Genomic DNA, 19,042 nt, shown 5'->3' on the forward strand with positions numbered 1-19,042 from the left:
GACGGCTCGTGCAGCACCGGGCCAGGCGGGCAAGATTCCTCCGTTCAACTCCGCGGCTCGTGCGCGATCTCCGCGGACTTCGGTAAGCCCTTTAGGCGGAGAAGTTGGCTTTGTCTGCTGCTGATTTGTAAGGTTCAGCTATGACTAAGGGGAAAGCTATCACCAAAGCCGTCATTCCTGCTGCTGGATTGGGGACTCGCTTCCTGCCCGCCACCAAGGCAATGCCGAAGGAAATGCTGCCGGTTGTCGATCGGCCGGCCATCCAGTACGTCGTTGAGGAAGCCGTCAACTCGGGTCTCACGGATGTGCTGATGATCACGGGGCGCAACAAGCGCTCGCTGGAAGACCACTTCGACCGCGAGCCGGGCCTGGAACGTGCACTGGAAGCCAAGGGCGACAAGGCAAAGCTGGAGTCGGTGGAGCACGCCTCCGAACTGGGGCCCATTCACTACGTCCGCCAGGGCGAGGCTAAGGGGCTGGGCCACGCAGTGCTGTGCGCCAGCCAGCACGTAGGCAACGAGCCTTTCGCCGTGTTGTTAGGCGACGACCTCATCGATGAGGCCGAAAACCTGCTCACCACCATGATGGAAGTGCAGCAGAAGACCGGCGGTTCAGTGATTGCCCTGATCGAAGTAGATCCGTCCCAGATCAGCGCCTATGGCTGCGCGGACATCACGGCCGTCGACGGCCAGGATTACGTCCGTGTCAACAGCTTGGTGGAGAAGCCTGCCGTGGGGGAGGCCCCCTCCAACCTGGCAGTGATCGGCCGCTACGTGCTGCACCCGTCCGTGTTCGGTGTCCTGGAGAAGACCGAGCCGGGCCGCGGCGGCGAGATCCAGCTGACCGACGCGTTGCAGACCCTGGCCGCTGGAGAGGGCGAAGGCTCGGGCGTCTACGGCGTTGTCTTCAAGGGCCGCCGCTTCGACACCGGCGACAAGCTGAGCTACCTCAAGGCCGTGATCACGCTCGCGTCCGAGCGCGTTGAGTTTGGCGAGGACCTGAAGACCTGGATGAAGGGTTTCGTGAACTGATTCCGCGCTTCGACTGACTTACTGGAGGTCCGCCGCCGAAAGGTGGCGGGCCTTCAGGTTTTTTGAAACGCGGACGCGAGCAGGGCGCCCACTACGGCGCCTGACGTGTTTGTTACAAGATCCAGTGGACTTGCAAACCTGTTGTGAAGAAACAGGAGCTGGCCCAACTCCATGCAGCCGGAAATCAGCAGGCCAAATGCTCCGACCCGCCACCATGACTTTTCTGGAAACGAAAACTGACTGACAAAACCAAGCGGTACGAAGAGCAGGATGTTCGCACAGACTTCGACGAAGCTGTAATTGAACCAGGCAGGAATTCCGTGGCGCTGCAGGAACTGCAGGATGCCCGCCAGCTGGCCTTGAATTGGCTGGTCGACAGGGCTCGGCCAAAAAGCGACAAAGGCAAGAGAGACTAGCATGGCGGTGAGGACAATCTGCCAGAATAGCTGGTTCTGAAGGTATTTCAACATCAACCTTACGAGGTTTTCAGAAGGACAAAGAACCAACTAAGACGGCAAGGCATGAAATCTTAAGAAGACGCCGTGGAGTACCCGCGGCCCGGGCAAAGGGAACGGGGAGGTCGTACCGTTGGGTATGCATCGCCAATCTCGTCCGTAGGCTCGACTAGATACAAAAATATCCGAAGACTGGGGCATGCAGAATAGGTTTTCGCGTCCGCTGCCTTCCAGCCGTCTTATACGGTATTGCTGGCGCGGCGCTTCGCGGCAACCACGCTGCCCGCGCCGAAAACAAGGGCACCCAGGCCAGCCGCTCCCCAGATGAGAACGCCGGAGCTCAGGCCGGTGTTGGCGAGGGCGGCGCCAACTTTGGCGGCCGGCCCGTCCGCAACAACGACGGCGGCGGCTTCGGAGTGAACAACAACCTGTGAGGTGACCACGTGGCCGGACTGGAGGCCGGTGGCTTCCAAGGTGTAGAGGCCGTTCTCATTCAGGCCGAAAGGGTGGGAGAAGTTCCCGGCGGCATCCGCCGTGGTGGTCGCGCTGGCAACCTTTTCCAAGGGCACTATCATGCCGGCAGGGGAAGCAGCGGAGGGGCCGCCTCCCGTACCGGAGGCTCCGGCGGCGGAAGGCACCGCATCTTCCCGGGAAACGTCTATTGCGATGGGTTCGCCTGGGTTGAAGCCGGTTCCGCTGAAGATGAAGGACTCGCCGGGAGCGACAGTACCGTCGCTGACGGTTCCGGTCACTGGCGCGGACGGGTAGTCCGTGTCATGGTTTGCCTGTGCCCCTCCTGCGCCAAGGAATGCGAGTGAGCCGGCGAGGGCCAGGGCGGAAACGGTCTTCTTCATGTCTGATTCCCCAAAATCATGTGTGTATCGAATTAGCAGGCCCCCACAGGATTTTCGCGCGCGTAGATAGCCGCAAAGCTTCGTTGGGATTAGTAACAATCTTAACAGGGCGATGCGAGGGAAACCGCAGGAACAACCCAGTTTTCCGGCAGGCTACCCAAAGGATTCACCGGGATCGCAGGACCGCTAATGGGCCGGGCATGATTCCGCCCGTACCGGAGGCCGGACCACATCCTCCAAGGGCTGGATGGTCGGCGTGACATTGAGATCAAGATCACTTTGCGCGGCCACCCGGGAAAAATCGATTTCCACGGTTTCAGTCTCGCCCGGCCCCATTTCAGCCGTAAGAACAGCAACCGGCCTCTGGTCCTGGCGGAACGAGGACAGCTCCGCAGCGCCGCCGCCAGCCCTGGCTTTCTCCAGGTGGGATCTGCCAGGACCATACGCAATGATGTTGGTCCGTACCCGCCCGGCCTCCACCCCAAAAACGCCCTGGCCGGTGACATATTTCGGCAGCGACGCGGCGGCATCGGCGGGGGCAGTATTCGTTAAGGTGACACGCAGCGTAACGGCCGATCCGCCGTCGGGCATGCATGCCTGTACCAGCTGCGCCGTCCGCCGCACGTAGTAGTCCATCTTTGCGCCGGTGCTGTCGTTGAAGTACAGGCCAAAGGAGGCCCGTTCCTGCGCGGACCCGGCAATCATGCCTGATACCGGGGTTGTGCTGATGGCCCGCTGTTCGTCTGGCCGCGCGGACCAGACGTACAGCCGGTTCTGTTCCGAGCTCCGGACCAGTTCCTCGACCAGCCTCTTGCCATCGCCCTGACCGTCGGCAACGGCGGTGAACACTTCGCTGGCCATGCGGGCGAAGTAGTCGTCCTGCAATCCGGGGTCCGGCAAGGCGGCATAGGAATCGGACAGGAGCGTTTTCACCGCGTTGTCTGCCGTCAGAGTGGCGGGAAGCCCTGTGGGCTTCACCATCGCCAGCAGCGCGGGGTCCTTCAAGGCAACAGGGCCGGTGGCGCGCAGTACATTTGCCAGCACCAAGGGATCCAGGGCAATGACTCCGTCAATTTTGGCACCCGGGTTTCTCTTTTCCCACATGCTGCTTGCAGTGGACGCTGCGGTGGGAAAATCCGGGGTCAGGTTAACGTTCTGCAACTGGGTTCCCATCCGGGTTGTGAAGATCCGCTCCTGGTCCTCAGGGACGTCAAGGGGCGGATCAAAGACACCGACATCGCCCGCGCTTGCCTGGCCGGCGAGCTTAATGGTGCCCCTGTCAGCACTGATGACGGCCACGGCGCCGGGGATACCGCCGGTGGCCCGCACCTCGGCACTGTTCTGAATGAGGATGAGGTAATTCCGCGGCCCGTCCATGCCCAGCATGGGCGGCAGGACTTTGGCGGTAGCAGCGGCGGCGTTGAGTGCGCCGCGGGCTTCATTAAGGGGCGTTATGGCTTGGCCGAGGGGCCCGGCGATTTGGGGCAGGAGGGCCGATTGGTCGATGGCCGTCAAACGTTCATAGGAGAGCTGGACTGTCCTCGCGGCTGTCCCGAGTGTTGGGGAGGCGTCGCGAAGGGCTGCAGCGTCGATCTTCCCACCTTTCGGCGCCAGTTCCTCCCACGCGGTCGAACCGAACTCGCCGACCAGCGGCGCAACAGCTCCCTGGACGACGTCGTCCGCGGACTGGGCAACAGCGGTCACCGCTGAGAAATTGGCACCAAGCCGGGGGACCGACGACGCTGCCTTCCAGAGCGGGTCGGTTCCGGCTTCGCGGGCTGCTGTTGAGTGATCCTGCAGTTCTTCAAGGACGGCTTTTCCGCCTTCCACGTCACCGGCCAGGAGTTTTTGTTCGACGGCGGGAAGCAGGACAGCGGTCGCCTCAAGATGGGTTTTGACCTGGTCCGCGCGGTGGGCGAGCCAGGCCGCGCAGGCCCCGCCCGTCAAAGCAAGGATGCCTATTGCGACTGCCAGCCGGACCAGCCGTCTGCGGAGCCTTCGCCGGGCGTGGCTCCGACTTTTCTTCCGGACCTTAACGGGCTGGCCCGGATGCTGCTGTGCCTCGGCGGTTTCGATTCCTGTCACGCAGCAACCCTTTCGTGTTGCGGGCGGGCGCCGCGGCTAATAGGCGCCATGGCGACTTACCACGGCGCGGAAAGTCCGCAGCAGGATGGAGATATCGCCGGACACGGACCAGTTTTCCACGTAGTAAAGGTCCAGGCGCACAGTGTCCTCCCATGACAGCAGGGAGCGCCCGCTCACCTGCCACAGCCCGGTAAGTCCGGGCCGCACCAGCAGGCGCCTGTGCACATGGTTCTCGTACTGCTCAACCTCCGACGGCAGCGGGGGGCGTGGTCCCACAAGGCTCATGGAGCCGCTGAGGACGTTGAACAGCTGGGGAAGTTCATCCAGGCTGTAGCGGCGGATGAACCGGCCCACCCTGGTGACCCGCGGATCATCCTTGATCTTGAACAAAACCCCGCTGCCTTGGTTCATGAGCTGAAGTTCGCGCAGCTGCTTCTCGGCGTCCACCACCATGGAACGGAACTTGAGCATGTGGAACCTCGTCCCCTGGGTTCCCACCCGCTCCTGCCGGAAAAGTACGGGCCCGGGACTGTCAAGGCGGACCACGAGGGCAAGCGCCAGGAGCAAAGGGGAGAAGGCCAGTATGAGTGATCCTGCTCCCGCCACATCGAAAGCGCGCTTCACAAACCGCTGGGCGGGCGCCAGGTTAGGGGTGGAAACGTGAATGAGCGGCAGGCCCGCAACCGGCTGCGTGTGGATCCGCGGACCTGCAACATCCGTCAAGGCAGGAGCCATGATCATGCGGACATCCATGTCGGCCAGCGCCCAGCCCAGGGCACGGATAGCCCGGGGCTGAAGGTTGACACCGCCGGACAGGGCCACTGCGTCGGGCTTGAACTCCCTGATGGTGCTGGCAATGCTTTCCGGGTCCGTCGCGTGGCCGAGTGTGGGAAGGTTCAAATCCGCGGCAACAGTCGTTCCCTCCGGGCTGCCCGGCAGGTACGTGGCGGCAGGAACATAACCGGCCATGGGCTGGAGGGCCAGGGAACGGGCAAGATGCTCCGCGCTGCCGGGGCCACCAATGATGAGCACCCTGGACATGCTCTTTCCGGCATGGCGTTCAAGCTGCAGGAACTGACGGATCAGGTACCGGGACATGAGCAGGATGCCCAGCCCGGCAGGGAGCGCGATTCCGACGTAGCCGCGCGCTGTGTCGAACTGGAAGGTGTAGGAGACAATTGCGATAATTCCGAACAGCCACAGCGAGGAACTGACTACCCTTTTGTATTCCTCGGTCCCGTGTCCCAAAATGCGTGAATCCCTGGTACCCCAGGCCGAAAGCATGAGCCACCAGCTGCAGGCCAGGACGAGGGAAATTGAAATATAGGGCATTCCCTCTTTGCTGATGATGCTGCCGCTGTCCGGGCTGCCGAATCGAAAGACGAGAGCGCCCAGCGTAGCCCAGAGCACCGCAGCGGCATCCGTCACGGCCAGGCGCCGTGCATAACGCGACTGCCAATTAGGGTCTTCACGCATGGCCATAAGCACCTTTCGGCAGGAATGGTGAACCGGTTCCTAGCGGTCAACGGGCGGCATGGTCACGGGACGGCTCAATAGAATCAAGTGCAGGCGGACGCGAATTTTTCCTATCCGCCGCTTTTTTGTTTCTCTTCTTTGCCTTGGGCTGGTCGGTTTCATAGCTGTAGTAGCTATAGGCGTATGCGTCCGGGCCTTTAACAGGCAGGAAATTAAGCACCACGCCCAGCACGTCGGCCTCGACCATGTCCAAGGCATTCAGGGACTTTTCGAGATCTGGGAGCTTCACTCGGGAGGACCCGACCATCAGGACGACGCCGCCCACGTGCTGTGCCAGCACGGCTGCGTCCGTCACGGGAAGCAGCGGAGGGGCATCGATGATGACCGCGTCAAAATCCTGCTCCAGTCGAAGGATTAGGTTCTTCATGGCTTCCGTCCCCAGCAGTTCGCTGGGATTGTGCGGCGTCTGCCCCGCCGTCAGCACATAAAGTTCGTCCTGGCCCCAGTGCTGCAGCAGCTCGCTTAGATCGGCCTTTCCGAGGAGGGCGGTGGTCAGGCCCGCGTTCTTTTCAAGTCCCAGGTACTCTCCCACCCGGGACCGCCTCAAGTCGGCGTCCACCAACGCTACGGACTGCCCGCCTTGCGCCACGGCGATGGCAAGGTTGATGGCGGTTGTGCTTTTGCCTTCTCCTGGAAGCGACGACGTCACCAGGACGGCCTTGGAACCGTGGCTAACGTGGGCGAACTGCAGGTTGGTCCTTATCTGGCGGAACGACTCTGCCCGTGTGCCCTGGGAGGGAGCCTGGGTAAGAAGGGGCTTTTTGGTGGCGTCGCCATCGAACGCGATTCCTCCCAGGACGGGCGCATCGGTGACCCTTTGCAGGTCAGTCTCGCCGCGCACCTTCGTATCAAGCACGTTCCGAAGGAGGGCCAGGCCCGTGCCAAGGGCCAGTCCGATCGCCCCGCCGAGGGCAATGTTAAGCCGGTTGTTCGGGGCGGACGGCTCAGCCGGCGGCGCCGCCGGGGTGACCACCGAAAGCCGGACCGGCGAGGACCCTGTGCCATTGGTGGGTTTTTCGAGTTCATCGATCACTTCGATGAGGCTCTCACCGACCGCTTGGGCAATCGCCGCCGCCTGCACCGCCGAACTGTCGGTGGCAACTATCGAAATGATCACTGTGTTCGGGCCGGCGCTGGCTGTCACCTTGCCCACCAGTTCATCCACTGGCTTTCCCAAGCTTTCAGCCGCAGGCTCCAAAACCGCAGGAGTCATGGCGGCTTCGACGTAGGACTGGACGCGCGCCTGGATAAAGGTATTTCCCTGCTGCAGGTCACCCACCGATCCGGAGCTTTGGGTTGCCAGGAAAAGCTTTGTCTGGGCCGTATAGGTGGGTTTGATACTGAGCGTATAGGCCGTGGCGGCAACCAGCCCAAGAAGCGTGAAGGCCACCACCATAATCCAATTGCGGCGAAGGATTCGCAGATAGGTGCTGAGCTCCACGGGTGAAACCTTTCTGACCTCGAAAGAGACCTCCCCATTACGGGGCAAGTTCTTCGATTCTATACACGCACTCCTTCAGGTCGAGGTTCATGGAGAGGATAATAAGCAAACTTGTCAACTTTTAAAGCAGAAATTCGACCTGCATGGTCATTAAAATTCTGTTCATAGTATGTTGGAAGTGCAGGTGTTGTGGGGCGCGGTAAATCCCACGTCGGAACGTCTCATCCGGCGGCCCTAGCAACGCTGGCAAACAGCAGGGGGGAAATGATGGTTGTTCTTTGCGGTTCCACCGAAAGTGGCAGGGGCCATGAGTGAAGAACCGATGACGCCTGTCACCGTCGTCGTTCCCCACTATGGAGACCCACGGCCTGCTTCTGCCCTCATCAAAGCCCTCCAAATGCAGGAAGGCGCCGGGCCTTTGCAGCTGGTGGTCGTCGATGACTGCTCCCCGGTTCCCTTTCCTGACAGTGCAGGCGCGGCAGTTGTGCGCAGGCCAGTGAACGGGGGATTCGGCTCCGCGGTTAACTCGGGTGCCGCCCTGGCTGAGCACCCCCTGCTGCTGATCCTGAACAGCGACCTTGAGATCAGTCCCACTTTCGTTGCGGATCTCCTGCGTGCCGCCGCTCCCTGGCAGCCTGCCGTGGTGAGTCCCCAGGTCCTGGGGCACAACGGCGTGCCGCAGTGGGTGGGCAGGCATTTCCCGGCAGTGCGGCACCAGGTTACTGAGTGGCTCACGCCGCTCGCGCGCTGGCGCCATCTACCCCTCCTGCACGAAATGGTGGGGCACGATACCCGCTGCGTGGAAGGCGCGGTGGTTCCCGTTGACTGGGTGATGGGGGCCGCCATGCTGGTGCCCACAGGCGAATTCCGGGCCGTTGGCGGCTTCGACGAAAAATTCTTCATGAACTCGGAGGAAGTGGACCTGCAACGCCGGCTCCGAGACCGCGGCGTTCCGTCCGTCTTTATTGGAACGGTCGCCGTCACCCATGAAGGCGGAGGATCCTCGGATTCCACCAGGCGCCGCCAGTGGCTGGTGGACTCGCGGAAGCTCTACGCAGAGAAGTGGGGGCGCCCCCGGACCCTGCAGGCCGGCCTGGCTGCCGCCACTGTGGTGAATCTTGCCGTCAATACTGTGCGCCGCCTGGCCGGCACTCCTGTGCGGCCGTTGGGAGTTGCGCGGACTGAATGGCACCTCCTCAAGGACGGCGAACCGGACGGACGCTCAATGAATGAGGCCGTCCGATGACCCGGAAGCCTAAACTCCTGCTCATCAGCCCGTCTTTTCACGGCTACCACGAATCCATCGGACGGGCCTTCAGCGATGCCGGCTACAACGTGGCCATCCACCGCTACGACGCCTTCGACGGTGTGCGCGCGAAGCTCCGCAACAAACTGGTTCACGAACTTCCGGCCAAGGTGGGCCTGGACGGCAGCGCCTCAGCCGAGCGGTGGCTCACGGAGCGGACACTGCGGGTCCTCCGGGAATCACGTCCGGACCGGCTGGTGGTTATCAAGGGTGACATCCTGGGCCCGTCGTTCTGGGCTGAGGTGGACACCCTGGCAGTCCCCCGGATCCTGTGGCTCTACGATGACCTTTCCCGCCACCGCTTCAGCATGGATTTCCTTCGGAGGATCGGCCCCGTGGCCAGCTACAGCCGTGAGGAAGCCGCGAGGTTGCATTCCGAGGGAGTCAACGCCGCGTTCCTGCCGAATGCCTTTGATCCCCACCTGGCGGAGCGGGCCGGCAAGCGCAGGGATGAAGTGGTCTTCGTGGGGTCGAAGTACCCCAACCGCGTCGCCCTGCTGTCCGGCCTGGTCAAGGCCGGTGTTCCCGTCCGGGCCTACGGCAGGCAGTGGTCCCATCATCCTTTTGACCGGCTCCGCACGTGGGAGTTATCACGCCCGGACATTCCGGCCGAACGGGACATCCCGCTGTCCGAGGCGTACCGGGTCCAGGCTGCAGCCGCGGCAGCGATCAACATCCACGGACTCCAGTCCGGCCTGGCAATGCGGACGTTTGAGGTGCCGGGAATGGGAGGCCTGCAGCTGGTTGACCGTCCGGATGTTGCTGAGTTCTACGAGGTCGGCACTGAGTCCCTCGTCTTCTCGTCCCTGGAGGAGCTGAAGGAACACTCCGAAAGGGCGCTGTCTGACGAACGCTGGGCAGAACGTATCCGGGAGGCCGGGCGGCGGCGGTCCCTCGCGGAACACACCTTCGCGCACCGGATTGCTGTATTGGAGGAACTGTGGGCCTGAACATCCCCCGTGACCTTGCCAAGTGGCGCAGCTGGCAGCGCAACCGGCATCCGCTGCGGAGGCTTAGGAGCATAATGCGCCCGGCGATGGAGCCAAGCTTCGTAGCGGCGGTCCGCGGCGATGCCCCGCACGTGCTGGTGGCGCTCGACGCCGACACACCCACCCAGCGCATGTCTCTGTTGGAGCCGCTCAAGGCCCTCGGGGACAGGCCTGCAGCAGTCCTGGCACCTGCCGGGCTTCCCCGGCTCTGCCAAGCGCTGCCCGGCGGACCCTGGGAACTGATACCCGTGCGCGGTGCGGGCCTTCCCGGGTATCTTCAGGAGGTTTCCATCGTCATGGCCGTGGGTCATTACCTGCCGTCAGGTGCCTTGGCGCATGCATGGTCTCGAGAGTTGGGCGCCCGCTTCGACGTAGTACAGCACGGGCTGCTGACACCGCATGCGCCCCCGCTGCCAGAGGATGCACACCTGCTTGCGTTCAGCGACGCGGATGCAGAATTTTGGCGCTCCGGCCGCGGGGACATCACCTCGGAAGTGATTGGCTCGCAGTTACTGTGGACGGCAAGCGCGGGAGCGTCGTGGTCGATAGATGACAGCCGGCCCCCCGTGTTTCTCGGCCAGTTGCATGGTGCGGAACTTCCACGGTCCGGTTTTGCGCGGGCGGCATCAGAGTTTTGCGTTAGCACGGGGGCTACATACCGGCCCCATCCGTCGGAGACAGACAAGGTCTCGCGCCTTCAGCACGCTCTCTGGGAACGCCGAGGCATAACCATCGATTCGTCGGGAATACCGCTGGCGGACCTGCATGCTCCCATTGCCTCCGTCTTCTCCACCGGAGTGTTGGAAGCCGCCGCCCGCGGCATCCCCGCCTGGGTCACTTATCCCTCACCTCCCGCTTGGCTGGAGGAGTTCTGGGAACGGTACGGCATGTCCCGTTGGGGAACTGAACCGACACCCGCTCCCGCCCGTCCGGATCTGGAACCGGCCCGCGCTATTGCCGCAATCATCAGCAACCAAGTGAGGGAAGTTTCGTGAATATCCTGTGTGTGATTCCGGTCCGCGGCGGCTCCAAGGGGATTCCCCGTAAGAATATCCGCGACTTGGGAGGCAAGCCGCTGGTCAGCTGGACCATTGAGCAGGCGCTGGCTGCGGATTGCAGACTGGACGTCCTAGTGTCCACCGATGACCGCGAGATCGCGGAAGTGGCCCTGCAAGCCGGCGCCGACGTGCCGTTCCTGCGGCCGGAGGAACTCGCGCGGGATGAAACAGCAACGGAACCCGTGGTGCAGCACGCCATCGAATACCGCACAGCGCAAGGCAGGGAACCCGACGCCGTCATGCTGCTGCAGGCAACCTCGCCCATCCGCCATCCCGGCACCCTTGACCGCGCCGTTGCGCAGTTCCTTGACTCGCGCGTGGACTCGCTGGTCGGCGTCGTGCCCCAAACCCCGTTCCTCTGGACGGCAGGGGACCCGCCCAGGGCCCAATACGCCGTCGACCGCCGGCCCCGCCGCCAGGACCTGGCCGAGGGGGACTACCGGTACAGGGAAACAGGTTCCCTCTACCTGACCCGCACGGAGATTTACCGCAAGTTCTCCAATCGGCTCGGCGGACGCATTGGTCTCTTCGTCATGGAGGAGGCGGAAGGCGTGGACATAGACACCGAACTGGATTTCAGCACCGTGGAGCAGCAGATGCTCGGATCCAGGCAGATGCAGGGGACAGAAAAGGAAGCCCGCAGATGATCATTGAACGCAATACCCTGCCCTACATTGTCTTTTCCGAAGATCCTGTGCTCACCGGCCTGCAGAAAATCACGGCGAACCAGGAACGCATCGTCTTCTGCGTGGACGAGCACGGCGTGCTCCAAGGGTCGCTGTCCGACGGCGACTTCCGCCGGTGGATTGTTGAAAACCCTGCTGAAGGACTGAACGTCAGCTGCCTTGCTGTCGCAAACCGCGCCGTCCGCAGCGCAAGCCACACCACCAGCCCGGCGGACCTGGCCGTGCTGATGCCCCGCAATGTCAGCCATCTTCCCCTGGTGGACGCGCGCGGGCACCTGCGTGCCATTGCCGTTGACCGGGCTGACGAAATGCGCATCGGCCGGCACCACATCGGGCCAGGCCACCCTGCCTTCCTCATCGCCGAAATCGGGAACAACCACAACGGTTCGGTGGACCTGGCCAAGCGGCTGGTGGACCTCGCGCAGGAGGCCGGAGCCGATGCCGTGAAGTTCCAACTCCGGGACATGAAGTCGCTCTACCGCCAGTCCAGCGGCAGCTCCGCCGGCGAGGACCTGGGCACGCAATACACGCTGGATCTCCTCTCCCGGTTCTCACTGCGCGCTGATGACCTGTTCACGGTATTTGACCACTGCCGGGACCAGGGCATTGATGTGCTCTGCACGCCCTGGGACATTGCCAGCACCCAGTCGCTGGTTGATTACGGGCTACCGGCGCTCAAGATCGCATCCGCGGACCTTACCAATCACGAGCTCCTGCGGAACGTGGCTGACCGAGGCGTCCCGCTGATCGCCAGCACGGGGATGTCCCGGGAAGACGAGATCCGGGAGAGCGCTGCTTTGCTGCGTTCGGCAGGCGCCGCGTTCGCCCTGCTGCACACACAATCGACGTACCCCGCGCCCTTCAAGGACGTGAACCTTGCGTACCTGGACCGCTTGGCAGAGATCGGCCAGTGCATCGTTGGGTACTCGGGCCATGAGCGCGGCTACCACGTGCCCATTGCCGCCGTCGCCCGCGGGGCAAGGATCATCGAGAAGCACTTCACGGTTGACACCACCATGGAAGGCAACGACCACACGGTCTCCCTCCTTCCCGAAGAGTTCGCCCGGATGGTCACCCGGATCCGGGAGGTGGAGGAGTCCATCGGCGGCAAGTCGCCGCGCACCGTCTCCCCGGGCGAGATGATGAACCGCATTAACCTGGCCAAATCGCTCGTGGCTGCCCGTCCCATCGCCAAGGGGCAGGTGATCGGCAGCGCCGACGTCGACGTCAAGAGCCCCGGGCGCGGCCTGCAGCCCAATGCCCTGCCGCTGCTGCTGGGCAGGACCGCGCCAAGGGATGTGGCCGAAGGGGACTTTTTCTACGAGGGCGACCTCCGGGATCACGCACCGAAGGGGAGAGACTTTGACTTCCGCCGCCCGTGGGGGCTGCCGGTCAGGTATCACGACCACGAGACGCTGATCAAGGACTGCTCGCCCGACTTCCTGGAGTTCCACTTTTCCTACAAAGACCTGGAGATCGACCCCGACTCCGTGTTCACGGCGCCGCTGGATATGGGCTTCACCACCCACCTGCCGGACCTTTTCGCGGGCGACTTCCTGGTTGACCTGGCCTCGGAGGATGGCGCGCACTGGGAGCGGTCCATTGCCGAAGTTCAGCGGACCATTGACATCACCCGCTCGCTGACCCGCTGGTTCAAGCAGGAGGACGAACCCATCATGGTGGTGACCATGGGCGGGTTCACCAAGGACAGGCACATTCCGGCGCAGGAACGGGCACGGAAGTACGCGCGCGTGGCGCAGGCCCTGCAACGGCTGGACACCGACGGCGTCCGGATTGCGGCCCAGACCCTGCCGCCCTATCCCTGGCTTATGGGCGGACAGCAATTCCACAACCTATTCCTTGACCCACACGACACCGCCGAATTCGCGGCACAAACGGGCACCAGACTTTGCCTGGACGTCTCGCACACCAAGCTGGCCGCGAACTTCCTGGGCATGCCCTTTTCCGAGGCCGTTGAAGCTCTCGCCCCGCACACCATCCACCTGCACATGGTTGACGCCACCGGCGTTGACGGCGAGGGCGTGCAGGTAGGCGAAGGCGAGGTGGACTTCGCTGCGCTGGCCAAACAACTGGACAGGCTGAGCCCTGAAGCCGGTTTCATCCCCGAGATCTGGCAGGGGCACGTCAACGACGGTGCCGCATTCTGGACCGCTCTGGAACGGCTCGAGGCATGGTACTGAGCGGGCAGGAAAGGACGACGGCGGCGCCCACGGCTTTGTGGGTGGTTCCCGTGGCGGACCTCGGGGGCGTGGCACGTCACGTCCTTGACGTCGCCAGGGCCGGGCTGCCGGGGTGGCGCCTGGTGGTCCTCTGCCCGGAAGGTCCGCTCGCAGCGCTGCTGAGGGAAAGCGGCACCGCCGTCGTCACCGGGCCGTTCGGCCCGGCGGCCGGCTTCCGCGCATCACTGCGGACCATGGGGCGGACTGTGCGCACCCTGCGGCCGTCCGTTGTGCACAGCCACCTCTCCTACGCGGACGTGGTGGCTGCGTGTGCCTTGGCGGGGGACAGACGGACCCGGCTAGTCACCACCGAACACGGAATCGCAGCCGACGACCTCGTCTACCACGGGTCGGTTGCCAAGTCCCGGATCAAAGCGGCGATGCATGCCCTGCGCCTGCGCCGTGCCGACGGGATTATTGCGGTTTCGGAGGCGACGCGACGGGCAATGGAGGCAAAATGGAACCCCGGCAAGTCCATTACCGTCATACCGAACGGCGTGGACCGCTCAGCCGGCGGAGGATCCGCTGACGCCTTCTTCATGCCGGCGGCGGTGAGGCCGCGCGTGCTCTCCCTCTCCCGCCTCTCTCCGGAAAAACGCCTCCCGGACCTGCTGAATGCCTTCGCGAAACTGCATGCGGACCTCCCCGGGGCCACCCTGACCGTGGCAGGCGAAGGGCCCCTGCGCAACGAACTCCAAGAGCTTGCCGGGCAGCTCGGCATTGGGCAGGCCGTCCGGTTTCCGGGTTTCCTCGACGCGGGCGAAGCAATGGCCGCGGCCGACGTTCTGGTACAGCTCTCCGTCTGGGAAAACTGCTCCTACACCCTGCTGGACGCTGTCAACGCGGGCCTTGGCGTGGTGGCGACCCCCGTTGGGGGCAACCCGGAAATCTTGCCGGCGGAGTGCCTGGTGTATGCCGGGGACGTGGACGGCATTGTGGAGGCGGTCAAGCGGCAGGTGCAAGCAAAGGCCGACCGTCCGTTGCTGTCAGAAAGTTGGCCCACAACTTCTCAGATGACGCTCAGCATTGTGATGCTTTACATAAACGGTGACGAAAGTCCTTCACGGATGAACGTTAGCTGAAATGGGCATGGATCGGACGGCGGTACCCAGAGCCAGCCTTACAAAGAAGAAAACAAGCCGCTTCAAGCATGCAACCTCGACGCGACAAACGCCTGAAATATTCATGTTCGCGCTTTTGCCGATGGAAGCATTTACCATTGCAGGATTTCCAGTCTCGGAACTCGTAGCGGTGCTGATCGTAGTCCGGGGACTCTTCCGTGTACGTCTGGTGCGAATCAGTTACGGATGGATTACGCTACTTCTTGCCATAGTAATTTGGTGTCTTACGAGCTCGTTGTTAGCAGACTCTGCCCTAGATTTCAGGCGACTGGGCCACATAGCCCTCTGGGCTCTGTTGATATTCGTAATTTCGTCGGGGCGAATACAATACGCTTCTATGGTTCAAGGGCTAGGGCTTGGGGTAGCAGCGGCGGCGCTCAGTGGACTTCTAGGATTCCGGATACTCAGCGGATATGAAGGACGCCTCACGGGACTTTTCGGTGAGCCTAATGTGGCTGGCCTGGTCTTACTCGCCTATGGACTCGTGGCCATCACCACCATCCAGAATCGCGGTTGGACCCTTATTCTCGTTCTTCTAGCCATCGCGGCACTTGGCATGACTTTTTCTCGAACATCTTGGCTTGCACTGATTATCGGCGTTGTGTGGTTTGTCATTGGGAGCCGCGTTACGCCTTTACTGGGTATTCCAATCACAACGGCTTTCTACTGGCTCGCCGCGACAACAGCTGAGTCTTTTCAAAATTGGGGTCCTTTCGCATCGCGCACTGGAAGCGATATGCTTCGTGAACGTATTATCAAGCAGGAATTGGCCTACATCGACCAGAGCCCATTGATCGGTCACGGTGCAGGGACGGCGCATGTACTAGTTGATGGATTGAGTTTCTTCTTTCATAATTCATTGTATGCGATACAGGCAGAGTTCGGATTAGTGGGCCTGGTTCTCATCTCAGCGCTTGTGTCTTTAATATTTCTAAAACTACTTGTCCTTCCGCGCACCCAACGCAATCGTGTCTTGGAAATGTCGATCATCGGTGTAATGATTTGCGCACTCCACCTAGGGGAAGTGTTGCTGTCCCTTGAAGTAGCAGTAGTAATTGGAGCTGCCCTGTATTGGGTGAGTTCTACCCATATGCCATTCGTCACGAATGAAGTCCCGAGATTTCGAAGGATAGCTGAGCGCAATGAGCGATGATTCGTCAGATAAGTCACGGCTATCCCGGGATCTATCCCTTGATGCTCTTCGGGGCGCATTGGTCTTCTTCGTACTGGTACTCCACGCCGAGATGATTTCGGGGATCGGCAGAACGTCCGTTGTCGGCTACCTAAATATGTCTGTGGGGCCGGTCCTTATGCCGCTCTTCTTTGTAATTTCCGGATATCTGGCGCGGAATGGCCTTCGACGTGATTGGACTGACTTTCTATACTCGCAGGTTCTTCGCCTCTTATGGCCCTTTCTAATTTGGGGCGTCATATATTCATGCTTTGTCTCACTGGTAGAGGAAAAGCTACCTCTTAACGCGGGACTTCTTGTGAAGTTGGTCCTGCAACCGACTGAGCTCGGTCCCATTTGGTATCTCCACTTCCTCCTTACTTTCTTAGTTCTTGCAAGAATTACCCGGGGCGTCTCTGCGGTCGCAATGACCGCGCTCTTCGTCATCAGTGCTGTAGCGACAACTGCCGCCGTCGGAAGTTCGCCAACAATATTGATTCATGCATCGAGTTTTTTTCTGGGGTTATCCCTCGCGCGTTATCCAGAACTGCTGCACTGGCTTGGAGAGCGACACGTAGGGCGAAGTACCTTCCTTGCCGCAACGTTCGCATTCCTGGCATCTTCACCGCTTGTGGCTGCAGACTCCTTGCGTGACAATGCCTGGGCACTACCGTTGGTTCTGCTGACGTGTATTGTTCTTATCAGCTGCAGGCGCGTGCTGGAAAACGCGGTCGGCTCCAAATGGATGATATGGATCGGCGTAAACTCACTACCAATTTACTTAATACACTGGCCTGTGATGTTGATCGTTTGGCGCATCACCACTGGGACGTCTTCTCTGCAATCTCCGGAGGTGTTCTGGTTAGCGCTGACGATGGCCATGGTCGTCGGAAGTCTAGTGGCAGATCTTGCAAACAGACGCTCTACTGTTGCTATTTTATTTGCGCCCCCGCAAATCTTCTCAAAAGCAAAACTGCGAAGCTATGCGTTTAGGGGGAGATCGGCACGATGAATGTCAACGCGCGGAAAGCGGAGCGGAAAGTTTCTAAGCAGAACCACAGCGTATGGCTTGCCACCAATAATGGTGAAATGGGTGGAGGGGAGGTCATGCTCTTGGCCCTTGCCAGACAGTTACAGGACCTGGGTGTATCTGTGGAAGTCGTGGGACCGGCCCACCCATCAGGCTTGGTCGACGCTGCCCAAGCTGCCGGACACGCCACCGTTGTGCTGTCAGCCTCCGGCCGTAGTGGCTACATGCTCGAACTTCGGCACTGGCGGCTCCGACACCCGGATGGACTACTGTGGTGCAACGGGCTGGTGCCGTCCGTCGCCACCGCCCTGATGGGCCATCGCGTCGTCCACCTTCACCAGCTGCCGCGAGGCCTGCAGTCCGTCCTCGTGGGGCTTGCCAGAAGACGCGCGGTAGCCACGCTTGTTCCGTCCCGGTCTATGGCTGCGCGCCTTGCGGGCTCGCATGTCCTGGAGAACTGGGCGGAAGAGGTTCGCCCGGTGGCCCAGCAGCCCCGGGAAGGAACGGTTCGTCTCGGTTTCCTTGGCCGGCCCTCTCTTGAAAAAGGCGTGGGTGTACTTGCCGCAGCCCTGCAGCAGCTCGACCGGCAGGCCCCTGGAAGATACCGGCTAGTGCTTGCGGGAGAGCCCCGATTTACCTCGGAAGCCGCCCAACGCGAGCTGGAACAGGCGTTGGTACCCGTAAGTCATTTGATAGACCGCCCAGGGTGGATGGCGACTGACGAATTTTTTGGCTCGATCGACCTCATGGTGTGCCCGTCGCTGGTATCGGAAAGTTTCGGTCTCGTTGTGGCAGAGGCCATGTCCGCGCGTATCCCATTTGTCATAAGTGATGCGGGAGCGCTGCCTGAAGTAGCCGGTCCGGAACACCCGTGGGTCGCTCCGGCAGGGGATGTGGAGCAGTTGGCCCAAGCCATTAGGGGAGCGGTGGACGGCAATACAGGCAACTTCGCGGAAAAGGCCTATGAACGCTGGCTGTCGCGCTATTCGCCCCCTGCCGGAGGGGAACGCCTTGAAGCATTGCTAAAACTGTGGGGGGTTATACCAAGCCCTTCCTGTTCGGGAGGAAAAGCATGAATTCCCAAGTGGGAGCATCCGTCGTCGTACCTTCCCGTGGCGGTGCGCTTCGCCTGCCGGTCCTGCTCTCAGCGCTGGCGCGACAGGACTCCGATGACTTCGAGGTGATTGTCGTTGTGGACGGCGACATCGACAACAGCGCAGGCACGCTCCAACGCCTGGCTACAGAGCATCCCGGGGTGGGATTGCGGACTATTATTTTTCCCGAGAATCGAGGCAGGGCAGCTGCCCTGAATGCCGGGGCGGCGGCCGCGCTAGGACGGGTCCTCATCAGGTCTGATGACGACCTTGAACCCAGCACGGATTATGTGCGAAACCACGTGGCAGCGCACGAGGGGGACCCTGTCGGCGTCGTAGGTCTTTGCCGGAACGTTTTCCCGGAAACTGCATATGCACGCGTCTACGGTCGGGCAGCTGACGAGCGTTTCCGGTCTGATGCCCTGGCAAGCGATGGCGACGACCAGTGGCGGTACTGGGCCGGCAACGTTTCCGTACTGAGGGAAGTTCACGAACGGCTGGGCGGCTATGACGAGCGGTACCGCGCTTACGGCTGGGAGGATGTCGATTACGGCTATCGCCTTAGGAAAACGGGTATCCCCGTTCGCATCCAGCCCTCACTCACCACGGCACATCACGTAGCGGCGACGACGACGGATGTTAGGGCGATGCGTGCCCTCCATTCGGGTGCAGCCAGGGAGATCTTCATAGCCAAACACGGTCCCGAGCCGCTGATGGCAATCCGTCAAAGAACGAGTCTCTGGTCAACTCTGGTGGCTGCGACCAGCATGATCACGAACGAGCGGACCATCAAGGTGGGCGGACGGGCTATAGACGAGGCCTCCCCGGTTCTTCCGCGGTGGCTAGCGGAAAAGCTGGTGGCGCTGGCGGTGGAATCAGCGGGGCGGGCCGGAATAGTCCATCCCGACCGCGCCAGAACGCATTTCTGACCAGACGCTATGACGA

Annotated in this window: 16 protein-coding genes; 11 read left to right on the forward strand and 5 right to left on the reverse strand. The window is 61.8% G+C overall.

The window, feature by feature from the left end; genetic code table 11:
- Positions 1–140: 140 nt before the first annotated feature.
- Positions 141–1,031 (forward strand): UTP--glucose-1-phosphate uridylyltransferase GalU, encoded by an 891-nt coding sequence (gene galU / locus GK109_RS14510; protein WP_157241428.1) that lies wholly within the window; start codon positions 141–143, stop codon positions 1,029–1,031.
- A gap of 53 nt (positions 1,032–1,084) precedes the next feature.
- On the opposite strand, the gene GK109_RS14515 is transcribed toward galU, so the two are convergent.
- From GK109_RS14515 to GK109_RS14535, 5 genes are all read right to left on the reverse strand, one after another.
- The gene (locus GK109_RS14515; protein ID WP_157241429.1) at positions 1,085–1,501 is read right to left on the reverse strand and encodes a VanZ family protein; all 417 of its coding nucleotides are present in this window, start codon (positions 1,499–1,501) and stop codon (positions 1,085–1,087) included.
- 224 nt (positions 1,502–1,725) lie between these two features.
- Positions 1,726–2,340, reverse strand: coding sequence for a peptidase (locus GK109_RS14520; RefSeq protein WP_157241430.1), 615 nt, complete (start codon positions 2,338–2,340; stop codon positions 1,726–1,728).
- Positions 2,341–2,526: 186 nt separating this feature from the next.
- Entirely contained in the window at positions 2,527–4,425 is a 1,899-nt protein-coding gene (locus tag GK109_RS22370) for a DUF4012 domain-containing protein (protein WP_370460600.1), read from the reverse strand.
- 36 nt (positions 4,426–4,461) lie between these two features.
- The gene (locus tag GK109_RS14530) at positions 4,462–5,901 is read right to left on the reverse strand and encodes a sugar transferase (protein ID WP_157241431.1); all 1,440 of its coding nucleotides are present in this window, start codon (positions 5,899–5,901) and stop codon (positions 4,462–4,464) included.
- Between the two features lie 46 nt (positions 5,902–5,947).
- Positions 5,948–7,402: a polysaccharide biosynthesis tyrosine autokinase gene (locus tag GK109_RS14535; RefSeq protein WP_370460601.1), complete on the reverse strand. Its 1,455-nt coding sequence runs from the start codon at positions 7,400–7,402 to the stop codon at positions 5,948–5,950.
- A gap of 307 nt (positions 7,403–7,709) precedes the next feature.
- Here GK109_RS14535 and GK109_RS14540 point away from each other — a divergent pair, with 307 nt between their 5' ends.
- The 10 genes from GK109_RS14540 (at position 7,710) to GK109_RS14585 (ending at position 19,026) form a co-directional block, all read left to right on the forward strand.
- A complete protein-coding gene (locus tag GK109_RS14540; protein ID WP_157241432.1) occupies positions 7,710–8,648 on the forward strand; it encodes a glycosyltransferase family 2 protein in 939 nt (312 codons plus the stop codon).
- A complete protein-coding gene (locus tag GK109_RS14545) occupies positions 8,645–9,658 on the forward strand; it encodes a glycosyltransferase (RefSeq protein ID WP_157241433.1) in 1,014 nt (337 codons plus the stop codon). The genes GK109_RS14540 and GK109_RS14545 overlap by 4 nt, the downstream gene beginning before the upstream one ends.
- A 74-nt stretch (positions 9,659–9,732) precedes the next feature.
- Positions 9,733–10,692 carry an RNA-binding protein gene (locus GK109_RS14550; protein ID WP_231754871.1) on the forward strand — a complete coding sequence of 320 codons (960 nt, stop codon included), beginning with the start codon at positions 9,733–9,735 and terminating at the stop codon, positions 10,690–10,692.
- The gene (locus GK109_RS14555; protein WP_370460602.1) at positions 10,689–11,402 is read left to right on the forward strand and encodes an acylneuraminate cytidylyltransferase family protein; all 714 of its coding nucleotides are present in this window, start codon (positions 10,689–10,691) and stop codon (positions 11,400–11,402) included. Before GK109_RS14550 ends, GK109_RS14555 begins: the two co-directional genes overlap by 4 nt.
- Positions 11,399–13,642, forward strand: a complete 2,244-nt coding sequence (locus GK109_RS14560; protein WP_157241434.1) for an N-acetylneuraminate synthase family protein — start codon at positions 11,399–11,401, stop codon at positions 13,640–13,642. Before GK109_RS14555 ends, GK109_RS14560 begins: the two co-directional genes overlap by 4 nt.
- Entirely contained in the window at positions 13,633–14,763 is a 1,131-nt protein-coding gene (locus GK109_RS14565) for a glycosyltransferase family 4 protein (protein ID WP_157241435.1), read from the forward strand. Before GK109_RS14560 ends, GK109_RS14565 begins: the two co-directional genes overlap by 10 nt.
- Before the next feature lie 523 nt (positions 14,764–15,286).
- Entirely contained in the window at positions 15,287–15,955 is a 669-nt protein-coding gene (locus tag GK109_RS14570) for an O-antigen ligase (protein WP_157241436.1), read from the forward strand.
- Complete coding sequence (locus GK109_RS14575) at positions 15,945–16,985, forward strand: acyltransferase (RefSeq protein WP_157241437.1); 1,041 nt, start codon at positions 15,945–15,947, stop codon at positions 16,983–16,985. The genes GK109_RS14570 and GK109_RS14575 overlap by 11 nt, the downstream gene beginning before the upstream one ends.
- Before the next feature lie 497 nt (positions 16,986–17,482).
- Positions 17,483–18,079 (forward strand): glycosyltransferase family 4 protein, encoded by a 597-nt coding sequence (locus tag GK109_RS21935; protein WP_197432472.1) that lies wholly within the window; start codon positions 17,483–17,485, stop codon positions 18,077–18,079.
- A complete protein-coding gene (locus GK109_RS14585; protein WP_157241439.1) occupies positions 18,076–19,026 on the forward strand; it encodes a glycosyltransferase family 2 protein in 951 nt (316 codons plus the stop codon). Before GK109_RS21935 ends, GK109_RS14585 begins: the two co-directional genes overlap by 4 nt.
- Positions 19,027–19,042: the final 16 nt, after the last annotated feature.

Origin of the sequence: Pseudarthrobacter sp. GA104, from assembly GCF_009741265.1 — a bacterium.
Classification (GTDB): domain Bacteria; phylum Actinomycetota; class Actinomycetes; order Actinomycetales; family Micrococcaceae; genus Arthrobacter.